The sequence below is a fragment of the Methanobacterium sp. genome, assembly GCF_038562635.1.
Lineage (GTDB): Archaea > Methanobacteriota > Methanobacteria > Methanobacteriales > Methanobacteriaceae > Methanobacterium_D.
Genome location: NZ_JBCFBO010000001.1, coordinates 2447295 through 2462872, shown reverse-complemented (window position 1 = coordinate 2462872; position 15578 = coordinate 2447295). Strand labels below are relative to the sequence as shown.

The 15578-nt window shown below is 34.1% G+C and carries 19 protein-coding genes and 1 pseudogene; 6 read left to right on the top strand and 14 right to left on the bottom strand.

All coding sequences use genetic code 11. The features are described 5' to 3' along the window. Positions 1–627 precede the first annotated feature (627 nt). The 3 genes from AAGU07_RS12130 to AAGU07_RS12120 form a co-directional block, all read right to left on the bottom strand. Positions 628–795 (bottom strand): hypothetical protein, encoded by a 168-nt coding sequence (locus AAGU07_RS12130; protein ID WP_342459323.1) that lies wholly within the window; start codon positions 793–795, stop codon positions 628–630. A gap of 65 nt (positions 796–860) precedes the next feature. Continuing rightward, on the bottom strand, positions 861–1061 hold the full coding sequence (locus AAGU07_RS12125) for a DUF5518 domain-containing protein (RefSeq protein WP_342459322.1): 201 nt from the start codon (positions 1059–1061) through the stop codon (positions 861–863). A gap of 42 nt (positions 1062–1103) precedes the next feature. After that, complete coding sequence (locus AAGU07_RS12120; protein ID WP_342459321.1) at positions 1104–1244, bottom strand: hypothetical protein; 141 nt, start codon at positions 1242–1244, stop codon at positions 1104–1106. A gap of 536 nt (positions 1245–1780) precedes the next feature. Here AAGU07_RS12120 and AAGU07_RS12115 point away from each other — a divergent pair. Both AAGU07_RS12115 and AAGU07_RS12110 read left to right on the top strand, forming a co-directional pair. Further along, positions 1781–2746, top strand: coding sequence for a TIGR03557 family F420-dependent LLM class oxidoreductase (locus AAGU07_RS12115; protein WP_342459320.1), 966 nt, complete (start codon positions 1781–1783; stop codon positions 2744–2746). 124 nt (positions 2747–2870) lie between these two features. Then, positions 2871–3050 carry a hypothetical protein gene (locus AAGU07_RS12110; protein WP_342459319.1) on the top strand — a complete coding sequence of 60 codons (180 nt, stop codon included), beginning with the start codon at positions 2871–2873 and terminating at the stop codon, positions 3048–3050. Between the two features lie 22 nt (positions 3051–3072). Here the strand turns inward: AAGU07_RS12110 and AAGU07_RS12105 are convergent, their stop codons facing one another. Further along, positions 3073–3576 (bottom strand): DUF2115 family protein, encoded by a 504-nt coding sequence (locus AAGU07_RS12105; protein ID WP_342459318.1) that lies wholly within the window; start codon positions 3574–3576, stop codon positions 3073–3075. Positions 3577–3730: 154 nt separating this feature from the next. Between AAGU07_RS12105 and AAGU07_RS12100 the strand changes: the two genes are divergently transcribed. Continuing rightward, positions 3731–4186: a hypothetical protein gene (locus AAGU07_RS12100; protein ID WP_342459317.1), complete on the top strand. Its 456-nt coding sequence runs from the start codon at positions 3731–3733 to the stop codon at positions 4184–4186. Positions 4187–4227: 41 nt separating this feature from the next. Here the strand turns inward: AAGU07_RS12100 and AAGU07_RS12095 are convergent, their stop codons facing one another. Next, positions 4228–4992: an ABC transporter permease gene (locus AAGU07_RS12095; RefSeq protein ID WP_342459316.1), complete on the bottom strand. Its 765-nt coding sequence runs from the start codon at positions 4990–4992 to the stop codon at positions 4228–4230. Continuing rightward, positions 4992–5936, bottom strand: a complete 945-nt coding sequence (locus AAGU07_RS12090; protein ID WP_342459315.1) for an ATP-binding cassette domain-containing protein — start codon at positions 5934–5936, stop codon at positions 4992–4994. The genes AAGU07_RS12095 and AAGU07_RS12090 overlap by 1 nt, the downstream gene beginning before the upstream one ends. A gap of 842 nt (positions 5937–6778) precedes the next feature. Between AAGU07_RS12090 and AAGU07_RS12085 the strand changes: the two genes are divergently transcribed. The 3 genes from AAGU07_RS12085 (at position 6779) to AAGU07_RS12075 (ending at position 9927) form a co-directional block, all read left to right on the top strand. Next, the gene (locus AAGU07_RS12085) at positions 6779–8140 is read left to right on the top strand and encodes a rhodanese-like domain-containing protein (protein ID WP_342459314.1); all 1362 of its coding nucleotides are present in this window, start codon (positions 6779–6781) and stop codon (positions 8138–8140) included. Between the two features lie 9 nt (positions 8141–8149). After that, positions 8150–9289, top strand: a complete 1140-nt coding sequence (locus AAGU07_RS12080; RefSeq protein WP_342459313.1) for a hypothetical protein — start codon at positions 8150–8152, stop codon at positions 9287–9289. 161 nt (positions 9290–9450) lie between these two features. Continuing rightward, positions 9451–9927, top strand: coding sequence for a pyridoxamine 5'-phosphate oxidase family protein (locus AAGU07_RS12075; RefSeq protein ID WP_342459312.1), 477 nt, complete (start codon positions 9451–9453; stop codon positions 9925–9927). 12 nt (positions 9928–9939) lie between these two features. Here the strand turns inward: AAGU07_RS12075 and AAGU07_RS12070 are convergent, their stop codons facing one another. The 8 genes and pseudogenes from AAGU07_RS12070 to AAGU07_RS12035 all read right to left on the bottom strand — a co-directional run bounded on the left by AAGU07_RS12070 (position 9940) and on the right by AAGU07_RS12035 (position 15440). Continuing rightward, positions 9940–10620, bottom strand: coding sequence for a DNA alkylation repair protein (locus AAGU07_RS12070; RefSeq protein WP_342459311.1), 681 nt, complete (start codon positions 10618–10620; stop codon positions 9940–9942). Positions 10621–10632: 12 nt separating this feature from the next. Then, a complete protein-coding gene (locus AAGU07_RS12065) occupies positions 10633–11637 on the bottom strand; it encodes a nitrogen fixation protein NifH (RefSeq protein WP_342459310.1) in 1005 nt (334 codons plus the stop codon). Between the two features lie 12 nt (positions 11638–11649). Continuing rightward, positions 11650–12330: pseudogene (locus AAGU07_RS12060) on the bottom strand (amidohydrolase family protein). Positions 12331–12487: 157 nt separating this feature from the next. Then, complete coding sequence (locus tag AAGU07_RS12055; protein ID WP_342459309.1) at positions 12488–12871, bottom strand: hypothetical protein; 384 nt, start codon at positions 12869–12871, stop codon at positions 12488–12490. Positions 12872–12885: 14 nt separating this feature from the next. Beyond that, positions 12886–13263 (bottom strand): hypothetical protein, encoded by a 378-nt coding sequence (locus AAGU07_RS12050; protein ID WP_342459308.1) that lies wholly within the window; start codon positions 13261–13263, stop codon positions 12886–12888. 14 nt (positions 13264–13277) lie between these two features. Continuing rightward, positions 13278–14312, bottom strand: coding sequence for a GyrI-like domain-containing protein (locus tag AAGU07_RS12045; RefSeq protein ID WP_342459307.1), 1035 nt, complete (start codon positions 14310–14312; stop codon positions 13278–13280). A 37-nt stretch (positions 14313–14349) separates the two neighbouring features. Beyond that, positions 14350–14808 (bottom strand): GyrI-like domain-containing protein, encoded by a 459-nt coding sequence (locus tag AAGU07_RS12040; RefSeq protein ID WP_342459306.1) that lies wholly within the window; start codon positions 14806–14808, stop codon positions 14350–14352. A gap of 83 nt (positions 14809–14891) precedes the next feature. Further along, entirely contained in the window at positions 14892–15440 is a 549-nt protein-coding gene (locus tag AAGU07_RS12035; protein ID WP_342459305.1) for a PadR family transcriptional regulator, read from the bottom strand. Between the last annotated feature and the right edge of the window lie 138 nt (positions 15441–15578).

The following is a 15578-nucleotide window of genomic DNA, read 5'->3' as shown; positions in this document are numbered from 1 at the left end:
TCGTTCAACTTGCATGGCTTAATCGAACCCCAAAAGCAGTGGCCTCCGCCAGGATCAAACGGATTTACACGTTTAAAAATCACTAACAGAGTATAATTTGCATTTCGGAAGTAAACAATAAATAATATTTTTAAGTAAAAACTTAAAAAAAAACCTTATTCAACTTAAATTGAAAAGGGGGTACATTTTTCTAGTAGCAACCAAAAATCACCACAAATCTACCAAACCAACATCAAACTCGAATAATTCTGCAATTTCTTGCAAACAGATTCAAGTCCTCATATGATATAACTACAGTCGGAAAAAACCAGTCTTCACAGAGTGATATTATCACACTCCAACCGACGCCTTAAACCATAGTACTTATAAGCGTCTCGGCCGAAAATTTCTTTTCAAACCAACGCATACTATAGGCGCGAACTGGAGGTTTACAAACATATTAGAAAATACTGCACAAAAAATAAAAAAATCAAACCACCAATACCACAATACATATAATTTTTAACAAATTTTTTAGAATTTAATAGAAGAATTTGATGAAATATATCTTACTTCGTTATACTATTGTATGGCGAACTAAATTTAACGAAATTACACCATTTTTTATCCATAATTTCAGAACCCAGATCAAATTAAAAAAGAGTTAATGTTGACTCTTTTAACTACCATCTTCGCAGCCCAATTTTCTACCAGGCGAGCTGCTCCAGTTAAATAGATAATAATTCCTCTGATTAAACCTCCAATAGCTCCAACCACCACCATTACCCCAACTTCTGGAAGTGTAATCAGCCACACATATGATGATAGCTCCGTAGAAAATGAGGCAATTTGGCATTTAAATAGACTTAATATCCATAGAATTACAGCCCAATAACACCTATAAATGCCCCACTAACCAGACCGTCACTAATTTCACCATACACAATATAACCTACCACAATTCCCGCAATTAGAAAACTTACAACAAAAAGAGGTAATCCAAAAACTGATTTAACCCAAATAACAGCTAAAAATATGGTTATTATAACTGCAATAATAAATCCTTCAATTGCAGCTCCCAAACCAATTTAATATCCGCCCCAATGAATTGGATAGTAAAAAAATCACTCATCAGCATCCACTGTTTCTCTAAAGATATTTCCACAGTTACCACAGATAAATTGAACTTCAACACAAAACTCAGTTAAGTAACTTGCCATATAACGAATTTTTTCTGTATCTTCACATACTGGACATTGGACCATTTTAATTCACTTCAAATTTAGAAAATTTGTTTTCAAACTTCTGCATAGCAATTGTAGTACTAATTATTATATTTATATTATTTATTATAACTACCCCCTTTTCAAATATTAAAATTTAAAAATTTTCTGCTGCAATTTCAACAAAAACTTAATATTTTAAGATAAAAAACAAAATTCGTTCCAATTAAATTCCATTAAACTTAAAAATTTAGAATTAACCCGAATAAAGCAACTATATACCTAATTAATAAAAAATTAAAATTCAAAATGTTCAAAATGTACCTATTTCAACCACTTGAGCCATATGTAAATATACAAAATCAGGATTTTTTCAAAAAAAAGTAAATTTAACTAAATCTGGAATGTATTACATACATTTTAATTAACACTAAACTTTTTTTTAAAATAAAAATATGTTAACATACTATTGAGCTCATTTTCAAAACGTGTTTGAAAAAAATAAATACTACCCCACGAATAAGTATTACTATTTTATAGAAAAATATTAAATCAAAAAATGGTGGAGGATATATAACATGGTTGAGATCGGTTATAAACTGGGTAGTGAAAAATACCCCCCATTAGAATTAGTGCATAATGCTAAAAGAGCGGAAGATGCGGGATTTGATTTTGCGATGATTTCAGATCATTATCACCCATGGATAAATAAAGAAGGGAACAGCCCTTTTGTCTGGGGTACACTTGGCGGCATATCCCAGGCAACAGAAAGCATACCTGTTGCAACAGGAGTTACCTGCCCAACATTTAGAATACATCCTGCAATTATTGCCCAGGCTGCAGCTACGGCCGCATCAATGCTTCCCGGAAGATTTATACTGGGTGTAGGTTCTGGAGAAAATTTAAATGAACATGTTTTAGGTGATGAATGGCCCCCAACCCCTACAAGGATAGATATGCTTGCCGAAGCTGTAGATATAATTAGAACTCTATGGAATGGGGGCGATGGACTGCAGGATTATGATGGGTGTTATTACACAGTTGAAAATGCAAAGGTCTATACCAAACCTGAAGAATTACCTCCAATTTATATAGCCGCAGAAGGAGAAATGGCATCTGAATTAGCTGGAACAAGTGGCGACGGATTAATAGCACAATCCCCTGAAGAAAACATAACAAAAAAATTTAATGAATCTGGAGGGGAGGGCAAACCATGTTATGGTGAGGCCACAGTCTGTTGGGCAGAAGATGACAATGAAGCAAAACGCACAGCTTACAAATACTGGCCAATAAAAGCAAATACAGTCCAGTTAAATGGAGATTTGTCAACACCATCCCATTTTGAACAGCTTGGAGGAATAATTAACGAAGATCTTCTCGCGGAACAGATGGTCTGCAGCAGCGATCCTCAAGAACACATAAATGAGATTAAAAACTATGTTGATGCAGGTTTTGACCATGTCTGTATTCAACACGTAGGTACAGATCAGCCAGGTTTTATAGAATTCTGCGAGAGGGAAATTCTACCAGAATTTAGAGACTAATCTATATTCAAGATATATTCTGCAGTAACTTAATCCAATATACAAAACGCTAATTCAACATTAAACAACTTTAATTATTAGCTATTAATTACATAGTATATCCAAAGTTGCAGAGGAGATTTTCATGGGCGCGATAACGGTTTGTATTCCAGATGAGTTAGAAATAGCATTTAGAAGAATTACAAGAATTAAATACGGTGATAAGCAGGGCCGTCTTTCAAGGGGAGCTACAGAAGCTCTCTATGAATGGTGCAGAAAAGAAGGTTTTGAATATATTGAATCTGAAGATAAGACATGCGAGTAATTGAATTTGAAATATGATCTGACTAATCTATTCCCTTACAAACACAATATTTACATAAAGACAATTTATCCTTCATAAAAATACGCTTTCCAGTACAGTAATAAACACCCTCTTTTTCATATACCCCTTCCGTCAAAACCTTTGGTTTTGGGCCTTCAAAAAAACGTTGGTTTTTTAATGCCCCAAACATAAATGTTTGAGGGCTCTCAAAATCAGAGATTTTGAAAGCACCATTTGAAAAAACAATTCCTGGAGGATGTAACGGCTTTTTTGCAATAAAAGTCAAATATATAGATATTGCCTTGATAAATTCTTTAAAGTCTTCATCATCTGGTGCATACAAACTAAAATAGTGATCAATCCTATTTTGAAGGTCTTTTAATTTTTCTTCATCAACTTCTTCATCTAATCCGTTACATGATGAGTTTAATATCTTATTGAAATTTTCTAAATTGTATCTGGACATAACCTGATTTAGAGAATCTTTTTTCCCGCTATCCTGCATTTTCGGTTTGTATTTTTCCATACAACCTTTAAGCTTTAAAAGTAACTGTGAAGTTTTCATTAATATCAACGTTATATTTTATTTTCATATCATTTCCAGTTATCTAATTAGATATAGGCACCTTTTTATGGGTTAGATTATAATATTAATACGATCTACTCAAAAGGGTGCCATTATGCCGTATCTAATCTGCGATAAATGTAATCTCTACTACGAAATTGAAGATAGAAGCGAAATAAATGATTTTCATACATGTGAGTGCGGTAATGAACTCCAGTATTTTAAGACAATTGAAGAATACATGTACGGTGAACCATCTAAGTCACCAGATAACAGTGCAGAAGTTGATGAAAAGGGGATATTTTACTCAGTTAATAAAAAAAATCTTGTAATTCTCCAGATGGAAATGTTAAAAGAAAATAAAGAACGTAAAGAAAGAGAACATTTAAAGAGAGATATTAATTACAAAATAAACCATGCTATGAAAGTTGCAAGGGAGAAAGGTTCAAATAATTCAAAAAATGAGTATGAACCTATGATTGTTAAGGAGTACGGAGATAATCCCTTTAAAAAACAAAAAGAAAAACTAATGCGCACCATGGAATTATTAAAAAAATGGAAAGGGGAATAAAATCCGCCAATATCTAATTTTGTATTAAGTTTAAATTGAAGCTACATCAGTCCCTGTTCTTTTTTGGTAAACATGTAAGCAGACACAAAGATCATCAGCAGTGCAAATCCAGTTATGACCAGTACACTGAGTTCAAGTGGAAGTGCAGATTGATTTAAAATAACACTTCTAAGAGCATCAACTCCATAAGTAAGTGGATCTAAGTATACTGCAAACTGGAGCCATGTAGGAAGCCCCGTTACAGGGAAAAGAGCCCCGCTTAGCAGGAAAATTGGCAGCACGATGAAGCTCATTATCAGGTTGAATCCTTCCATACTGTCTGTTAATGTAGCAATTAACAATCCTAAACCTGCAAATCCCAGTGATATAAGGATTATCAGCACGACACTGATTATGAATGCCACAACTGTCATTTGAACTCCAACTACAAATGAAAGTAGTAACAAAATAACTCCCTGAATCAGTGCAGCTGTTCCTATACCTAATGATTTACCCAGCACAATAGAAGGGCGTGATATTGGAGCTACCATTATTTCTTTTAAAAATCCATACTGCCTGTCCATAATTACAGATAACCCTGAAAATATGGTGGTAAATAGAATGGTCTGCCCAATAATACCTGGATAAATAAATGCTTTATATCCTCCAGGAATTCCTCCAAAGCGTATAGCAGAGCCTAAACCAGTTCCAAATATCAAAAGCCATAAGAGAGGAGTTACTACTGAAGTCAAAATTCTTGAGCGGTATCTGACGTATCTTTTAGTTTCCCGGAGCCAGATAGTGTATATTCCTTCCAATTCCGGCATTATCTTCCCTCCCCAACTATTTTAGAACCAGTATATTTGATGAAAACATCTTCCAGGTTAGGGTGTTCCACTTCTATCGAATTTATATGGATATCGTGGGAACTTGCAAACTCTACCACTTCAGGTACTAAATTTTCACCCCGCTCCACCATCATTTTCACTTCGCCGTCTGTAAAGAAAATATCCTTGGTAAATTTCAGCTCGTTAGCCTTTTCCACAAATTTTTCAGGATTATTTACTTTAAGAGTTATAGTATCTGCTTTTAACTCTCTTTTAAGGTTATTTGGAGAATCTGCAGTGATTATCTCACCTTTATTTATGATAGCCACCTCATCACACAGTTGATCTGCCTCTTCCATATAGTGGGTGGTTAAAAGCACAGTAATATCCTGAGTTTGAGTCATGTTGTAAATATACTCCCAAATATTTTCCCGGGTTTGAGGGTCCAACCCCAGGGTAGGTTCATCTAAAAAAAGCACTTTAGGGTGATGTACAAGTCCCCTACCAATTTCAAGCCTCCTTTTCATTCCTCCAGAGTATGTTTTTATGTATTCGTCAACTTTTTTTCCCAGAGCTATGAGCTCTAAAATTTCGTCAATACGTTCCTCTCTAACATCTCTAGGTACTCCATAAAGAGAAGCGTGCATTTCAAGATGTTCTCTACCAGTCAAAATATCGTCGAGAGCTCTGGATTGGAATACTATCCCTATGGATTCCCTAACTTCTTTAGCTTGTTTTACTATATCATAACCATTTACAGTTGCAGTTCCTGATGTGGGGCGCAGTATCGTACATAACATAGATATAAGTGTAGTTTTTCCGGCACCGTTAGGTCCTAACACGCCATATACTGTATTTCTAGGAACTTCTAGATTAATGGAATCCACAGCAATAAAATCATCATATCTTTTAGTGATATCTGTAGTTTTTATAACATTTACCATAATATCCCCCAGCAGTTTGTCCTGTTTGACTGTAAAAAATATGTCAAAAGTATTACTACATTAAACAGATTATATACACTATTTAATTTGTTTTTGAAAAGATATATATTTTTAAGTCGTATTTCAGTGGACTACTTAAATAAAAGGAAATAAAAACCTTATTGAAGTGTAAAAATCAAAATATGCAAATATTATCATTAAATTAATTTATTCTTTTTTGAAAAATTACCAACAGGAATTTAGAGACCGTATCTTAACATAGTAAATATATTTAAAATAATAAAGCCATGTAATAATATTTAATAATTTCATAATACATATATACTACAGATGAATAATGACTCTAAAATAATATTAACTATTTTCCTGGCTGCAGGACTGCTAATTTTTATTAAAGGTTTAGGTGAAAATTTAGGAATCCTGGATATAATTACAATCTTTGTGACATTTATATTCTTTTTAACAGGTTTTGCATTTTTAACCGCTTCAGTACTAACTCTAATAAGCCGAATTTCAACTATTTTATTTAAAAAATAGAAAATGTTAAATCAATAAAATATAAAAATGTGTTCATTTTTAAATTAAATGCTAATTAAAGCATTTAATTTAATTTTAACCACATAAATAACTAATTAATTCGTTTTTCTCATTTTCAGAGTTAATATCTGTAAAACAACTGCATAAATTATATATATTTTTTATTATAAAAATATAATACAATCACACATAAAATACATGAATCCATTGAAAATGATGCAAATTAAACTGCATTATAGCCGAACTGGTTAAATTAGCTCTAAATTATTGGACGCCATATATTGAAAAATAGGTCAGATGAGAATATGATATTTGAAATAATCAAAAGTGAAGGAATAGCACATAAATCCTATTTTATAGGATCAAAAGGAGAAGCTGCAGTTATAGATCCCAGGAGAGACTGTGATTCATATGTAGACTATTCAAAAAAACATGATATGGAAATAACTCATATATTTGAAACTCACTGTAATGAAGATTATGTAATTGGTTCACTTGAGCTTTCAAAAAGAGTAAATGCAGGAATTTATCATGGCAAAAATCTAAATTTTGCCTATGGAAATCCTGTAAGCGAAGGGGAAAAGTTTAATATAGGTTCTGTTGAATTAGAAATTCTTGAAACACCAGGACACACCAATGAGAGCATATCAATAGTGATCACAGATAAAGAAGTATCTGATGAGGTATATATGATTTTTACTGGTGATGCCCTTTTTGCAGGTGAAGTGGGAAGAACTGACCTTTACGGCGAGGAAAAAGTGCATGAAATGGCAGGAAAGCTTTATGACAGCATCCATCAAAAGATCCTCCCTTTAGGCAACCATGTTCTCGTTTATCCCGCACATGGATCCGGTTCTGTATGCGGGGCAGATATCCGTGAAAGTGAATTTACAACAATAGGGTATGAAAAGAAAACCAATCATACCCTTCAGATGAATAAAGAAGAGTTTATTAAGTTTAAATTAAATGAAAAAATGGTTAAAGCGCCTTATTTTGATAAAATGGTCGAATATAATAAAAATGGGGCTCCTATCCTCTGCAGACTCCCATATCCCCATCCATTAAGCCTAAATGAATTTAAAAAACACCTGAAAGATACCCAGGTTGTGGATGTTAGAATGGCTGCAAGTTATGCAGGCGGGCATATTCCAGGTACATTAAATATTTGGAAATACGGCCTGACCTATTTTGCAGGATGGATGCTTAATTATGAAGATCCAATTACCATAATCGACGAGAATAATGAGTACATCGATCAAATTATGAGATACCTCATAAGGCTCGGATACGATAATGTATTTGGATACTTGGCTGGTGGCTTTACCAGCTGGTATACAGAGGGAGAAAAAATAAAAACAGTTGATATCTGGTCTGTACATGAATTGAAAGAGCGCCAAAATGATGATTCAATATTCATTCTTGATGTGAGAGAGTTTGGAGAATGGGAAGAAGGGTACATTGAGGGTGCCTACCATATCTACGTCGGAGACCTGCAGTACTACCTTAATGAAATCCCTAAAGATAAATATATTGTTGTATACTGCGATACTGGAAATAGAGCCAGCATAGCGGCGAGTATATTGAAAAATAATGGATATAAAAAAGTTGCTAATGTTCTAGGCAGCATACGTGCCTGGAAAGCAGCGGGATATCCCATCGTTAAATGAGGTTATAATATGAGTTCCATTTTAGATCTTGAAGAAAGAGCAAATAAGTTAAAAAAAGAAGATGAAGACTCATTTAGACTGTTTAATAATATTTTTCACGTATCAAGCGCCGCAGGAAACTTGAAGATACCGCCCTCATTTAAGGAAAAAGTTCATACCTATTTTGGAAATAAAGATGAATCTGGAAAGATTATAGAGTCCAAAAATGAAGTCATTGAACGAATACAAACCCAAGAAGTGATTAAGACCTACAACAAATGGACAGGCGAAGGATCTCTGTTCAATTCTCTAAGGGCAATCAGACCAGGAATGAAACCTCAAGAGAGAAGTCAAGAACATGAAAAAGTTCAAGAATACATTGAAAAATCTAAAGAAAACTGCGACTTTTGCCAGGCGGAAAAATACACTCCAGAAGATGTATTTGGAAGAATCCATGGTAAATACTGCATTACTGGAGCAAATATTGCCAAATACGACGCATGGAGCAGCATGGTATTTTTTAAAAAACATAACCCCCTTGATTTCACACAGGAAGAACTATCTGATTATATAGAAACTGGGTTTAAATGGTTTAAAAAAGTTAATAATCACGATAAACAGTTCACATCCCCACTTTTTATCTGGAACTGTCTTCAAAAAGCCGGTGCTTCGCAGATACATGGTCATGCCCAGGTTTTAATCACAAAAAACGTTCATTATGCTAAAACACAATTTTTAAGGAAAAATTTTAGAAGCTACATGCAGTTAACCGGCAGGAATCTTTTTAAAGATATATACAATGTTCATAATGCACTAGGACTTGCTTTAGATAATGATGTAACTGGTTTTGCAAGTTTAACTCCCCTTAAAGAAAAAGAGTTCATAATTATCTCAAAAAACAATCCATCAACAAGTGATGATGTAAAAAAAGCCATCTATAGAGTACTTAGATGCTATATCGATCAATTAGGAGTAAACAGTTTTAATTTAGCTATTTCTTGTCCATCATTTGGCGAGACATTTCTCCCCTACATTATAAGAATTGTAGATAGGGGCAGCATTTTTAAACCAACTTCAGATATTGGTGCTATGGAATTATATGGGAGCAGTGTAATTTCAGATGATCCATACAACATTATTAAAGCAGTAAATGCGTTTAATCCTGGTTAAAATTTGCAAAATTTAATATATTACGCCATTAATCAGATTTACACATATTAAAAATATTTAAAATTCTTATTTTTATTGGCATTTAATTTATCAGCCGCAAAACGCATACGTTCATAAAATTTTTTAATAATAGAATTTATAATTATAATACGGTGTTTTCCATGAGCATGATAAAAATTCCACCTATGAATAAAGAAGAATATGATGAGTTAATTAAACAAAATTTTATTGGTCGAATTGCATTTAAAGGAGAAAATTATCCATATATTACTCCATTTATGTATATATTTGACGGCGGATTCCTTTATTTCCTGTCAACAAGGTATGGTAAAAAAATTGGAGAAATTAAGCGGGACCCCCATGTAGCTGTGGAGATAGAAAAATATTCCGAAGATATGTCAGACTATAAATTTGCAAATCTTCAAGGAAGTATAGTTGAAGTAGAGGATGAAAAGGATAAAAAAAAGATTAAAGAAATGTTTGTAAAAATGATCAAAGATAGAAACCTCTCAAATAAAGTTAGGGCGGTTATAGGCCACTCTCCAGATGAACCTATTCAGTTGATCCTGGAAGAAGATAGAACTATGGTATGGAAATTAGTAGACCTGAAACAAATTGTTGCTCTTAAAAATCCTTAAATATTTCCCATATTACTTCTTTTTAAGCCTTTCATGAACTTTTTCACTTGTAAGTTCCCTGATCGCGTCAGCTGCTATCCATTTAGCACTTTTTGAATCAATAGTACTAATTTCTTCTGCAATTTCAACCGTTCTTTTGTTTAAATTAAGATTTCGTTTTCCAATCTGCCTTAATGCCCAGTTAACAGCTTTTTTAACGAAATTTCGGTTGTCTACCGATTCTCTTATAATTAAAGGGAAGAATTCCTCAAATTTTTCATCATCTGCCTTTTTATCATGCACTGCTAGAACGGCAATCATGGCAAATGCAGCCCTTTTAACAAACTCTTCTTCTCTGGTGCTCCATTCAAACACTTTTTTGTAGGCAAAAGGAGTTTTACGGAATAAATTTATACAACACTGGTCGCACACATCCCATGAGTCAAATCCAGCCACCCAATTTTCCATTTGAGATTCTGTAACCATTTTTGGGTCTTCAATTAAACCTGCAAGTATTTTCGTTTCACCATATCCTGCATCCCACAATTTTTCTGCAAGATCATGATCTTTACCTGCAGTTTTAGCTATTCGACGTAATTCCGGCATTCTTACTCCATAAGTCTTGGTATGTTTTATTCCAAACCTAGCCATTCCTTTCACATCTTCAGGGTTAGATAATGATTCCAATTCTGTAATAACTTCTTCAAACTGCATAAATTCCACCTGCTACCTATAATAACTCTTTAATACTCTCAGAGCATTTAAAGTGATCCATTTACTTTCTCTTCCTTTCCGTTCTATGCTTGTCTGGAAGCGCCCGTTGAAAGTGTTTTCCAGTGTCCATCTACCTTCACCATTTTGTTTAGAAATCATTATATCCATGGCTTCCTGCATCCTTCCATCTTTATACTCCAATTTAGTAAGCAGTCCTAAAACTTCCAGGGCATCTATGTTCCACATCAATGGAAAACCAAATTTCAACCATTTAAACCTGCCTTCAGCTGGAGGTTGACTCCTTTTATGAATGCTGTGATTAAGCATATGCTCAGCACATTTAGATATGCAATTTTCCATTTCTGGTGTTCTCTTATTTTCAGGAATTTCACTGAATGCTTTAAGAGACTTCACAATGATACTGTGGCAGGTACGCTCTCCCCAACACTTTTTCCATATTTTATAATGCTCTCCTTCAGGGAGTTCTACTGGTTCATCATCAAACCGCTGATGAGTTATGAGCCATTCAAGTGTTTTTTGAACCCTTTCGTCATCCATATACCCTAATCGGATAAGACTCCATACCATATTAGCAGTGAGACATGGTAAAATTCTTTCGGCATCACCAACACCATTATTATCACTTATATATGAAAAAGCTCCGCTTTCAGGATCCTGGGAATTTTTAAGCATGAATTCACAGGTATTTTTAATTCTTTCGTCTGCACTATCTGCACCAAGTTCAGCAAGGATTATCAACTGCCATGAAGTTCCCTTATATTTGCCTCTTAAATAGAAATTATCAGGAATACCCCAGTAGCCTCCATCTTCCTGTTTAGCTAAAATTTTAGGCACAGTTCCAATTTTCATAATGTCTGCTTTGGCTTCCCTAACTTCAAGATCATTTTCTGGCCTTTCAAATATGTCCCGAAGAGTGAAATATCTAACTGAAGGATTATTTTCCTCTAAAAGCCATTCTGCAGGATCTGCGTTTAAAAAAGATTTCCAGTTGACCATATTTACACAACCTTATTTCAAATTGAACAATCTTTCTGCATTCTCGCCCAGTATAAGTTTTTTATCATTGTCTGATATATTTAAACCATTAATTCTTTCAATATCCTTTTTTGGATTTATCCATGGATAATCTGAGCCAAATAATATTCTTTCAGACCATATAGTCCTTATTAAATCTACAGCTCCGTCATCATCCAGCGTAGTTGGACTGTTTATATATGAAATCGCAATGGCAGTGTCAAACATGACCTGGGGAAATTTATCTGCTATTTCAACAGTTTGATCCCATGATCCGCCACCCATATGTGCTAAAATCAATTTAAGATCGCTGAATTATTCTAAAACAGGGATCCATCTTTCTGATTCTCCGAACATAGATTTACCATCAACATTGAAGCCAGAATGAGCAGTAATAGGCAGATCATGCTTTGTCATCCACTCGTAAACCGGCCACATTCTTTCATCGTCAGGGGCAAATTCCTGTGCCACTGGATGAAATTTTAAACCTTTCATTCCCCATTTGTATTTATGTTCAAGTTCTTCAATCATTGTACGGCCTTTCATAGTGGGGCTTACCGATATAAAAGGAATTAACATGGGATATTTGGCAGGTTTATTTTTTCCAGGACGGGTTATTGCAACTGTCCAGAAATTATTGTTTTTAAGCTGGTTATCTGGTGCAAAGCTCACCATTACAGCCATATCTATGCCTGCACTTTTTATGTCCTTTACATAATCGTCAGAGTACCATAGCTGTAATAAGGTAATCCAATATGTTCTACTACCATCTTTCCAACTTCTTCTGTTGGGTGCAGATGTACATGCGAATCGATTATCATTATTCAATCCCCTAATTTGCATCATTCACTCTTTGATTCATGTATAATCCTAACCCACTGGTTATGGCAGGAATAATGACATACAAAGGTGCAACATACATTGCATAGTTAGTCAATGTTAATTGCGAAATTCCCAATAAAATCAAGATTATATCCAGAACAATATTGATTATCAACCAGATTATTCCAATTAAAACACCTTCTTTAATGAAATTCTTGGTTATACCCCTGAAATAAAAATAAGAAAACACTATCACAGTTACAGCTATGGCCAATGCAGACACAATCTCAAAAATATTCATGGCAGCTATAAAAGAACCTAAAATAACTGTAATTAAAGAAGGTATTAACCACACTAAGAGTCCATAATTGATTATTTTTGCATTTTTATTCATGATATCAACTCCCATTATGCCTTATTTTGAGCCACATATCCCGTACCAATCGTTACAACAGGTATGATTAAGTATTTAACGCCTACAGTCATCATGTAATCAGTGAAATTCATATGCATAGGACTTGCAGGCATGAACATCAATAGATCTATTACTATCGCGATTATAAACCACACAATACCTGTTATTATACCTTCCATCACAAAATTTGTTTTGATATCTTTAAAGTACAAATAAGATAATATCATTGCAGCAGCAGCTATTAATACACTCATAATGGATTCAAAGATGGAGTACATTGGTGCTTTGAGAGGATAAATAAAAAAAGATACTGTAAATGGAATTAACCATGCCAAAAACCCAAATAAAACTATTTTCAAATTTTTATTCATTTAATTCCCTTCTTTTATTTTACAGGTTGCCTTATGATAGTTTTAAGTCTTTCTGGTTTTGTTCTGCGCATGTCACTTATGTATATCTCATGATGTTTCTCACTGTGATTACTTCCGTCAAATTTGTAGCCTTCTTCTTCAATGAATGCATGAAGCTTCTCCACTGTTGGACCTTCTTCAGAAAATGGACCAATATGCATTATTTGAGCTGACAATCCCTCATGCAGGCTTTCAAATCTTATTTTAGATAATGCAGCAGGGTTCTTCTTTTTTTCCACTTCTTCAATTGCATCGTTTATCATCCTTTTACTTATAAAATCAGGTTGCCTCATCATTGCAGTCCATTTCCAGCTGCTTTTATCTTCTATACTGAAGTCATCCATGTTGTCAACCCACCAGAGCCCTTCAAGAGGCATTACAACATAATCCCGTGATTTCTCTTTTTTAGAAATAAATTTAACTTTGTAAGATACTGGAAATAGTGCTTCCATTGCATCTTTATATTCCTGCGAGGTATTTGGATCTCCTTCGCCATCTATCATCAAAAATTTCATTTTTGGAACATCTACAAGGGAAGGTTCCTTTATTGATGGATTATAAAGTTCTTTATTCTCTTTTTTTAAGTCTATTTTTGTCATTTTCTTTGTTCTCCAATATATTTTTCCACAGCTGTAGCAGTAACCTTTATGAACGCAAATGGTGCCGCCACACTCAGAACATGCCCATCTAACATCTTCATTTTCTAAGAATTTCTCAACGCCCCAATTTTTAATATACTCCAAATTTTCAACCATGCTCATATTGTATTTAGTTTGGTACCTTTTGTCCAGATGATTTAAATTTCTACAGGGGAAATCACCACAATCAAAACAAAACTCTGCTTTATCTTTTTGAATAACTTCACAGTTTTTGATTTTACATCTAGCGATAGTAACTGGTTTACTTGCGTTAAATAGCCTGCAACCTGGACATTTATTCTTTTCTCTTAAATAGGCTACGCAAACGCTGCAGTTCATTCCGCAAGGGGCTACAAGAAAATTCTTATTCATTTTATAAATCTCCCTATAAAAAAAATAATTGAACAATTTATTTTTTCATTACCGGAAAGCACATCTCAGTTAAAAGTTCACTTTCTGGAGTTTCATTAGGGTCAGAAATATAGGTTTCCATAGGTGGTCCTGTAATTTTATAACCATTCTTGTAGGCGTATTCATTCAGAGCACCAATTGCAGTTCCACATCCGCTGTAAGGACCTTTATAAATAGTTGAAAGGACAAGTTGTTCAGGCATCATTTTGATTTTTACCCGACCTTCTTCATCTGCTTCTCCAGCAAACGGCATTCCAACTTCATACATTAGTTCCTCAACTGGCACTTCCTGAGGACTGTTAAAATATACCCCAAATGGCGGACCCATTATAGACAACCCTTTTGCCATTATAAATCCTACAATCTCACCCATGAGAACTGGAACCTCATCATAGGACCCTTTATATGTTACGTATACAATCTGTCTTTTTCCAAGTTTTTTTTCTGCTATTTCCATTTTTTTTCCCTCAAAATCTTAGATTTTTGTGCCCCGGACATTTCATGTTCAAGGACCGCGAAAATTAATAATTTTTGCCTGGCTTAAAGATTTTCTTCTTTTTTAATTTCTTCAATGAATTGTTCCACCCATTTAACTTCAGTTTTAAGGATGGTTAACGGCCGGCTGAAAAGGGCAATGACGTGATAAGAGGCTTTTAATTCTTTCTGCATTTTAACCGAGCTTTCCAAAAATTTAATCCGTCCATCTGCGGATTTTACGTAGTTTTCAAGGCATTCAATGATTTCCCGTGGTTCAAGATAATTTAGGTAGGCTATACCCAGATCAAAGGGTGAAATCAACTTTTTATTCCATGAAAGGAGATCCTTAAGTTTTTCTTCCATAGTTTCTCGTCCTAGATCTGTTATGGTGAAAACCTTACGAGAAGGCTTACCCTCTACCTTTTCCAGTCTGGATGTTACTAGTTCCTTCTTCTCCAGCTTTTTTAAGACGTAATAAATGGATGAAAAACCTATTTGAGTCCAGTTACGCATTCCCCATGACTCTATAGTTTTCTCCAGCTGGTAACCATACTGTGGTTTTTCATAAAGTAGCCCAAGTATTGCTGTTTCAATATCTGATATTCTAGACATAATTTCACGTATATGTTACTTTATATTCTACAACTATAATATTCTATAATTATAATAATGAAAGTTGAAAACTCCATATAAACTTAACGATCTCACATTTAAAGATTTCATTAGAAGCAGAGAAGTCAAAGACAAAAC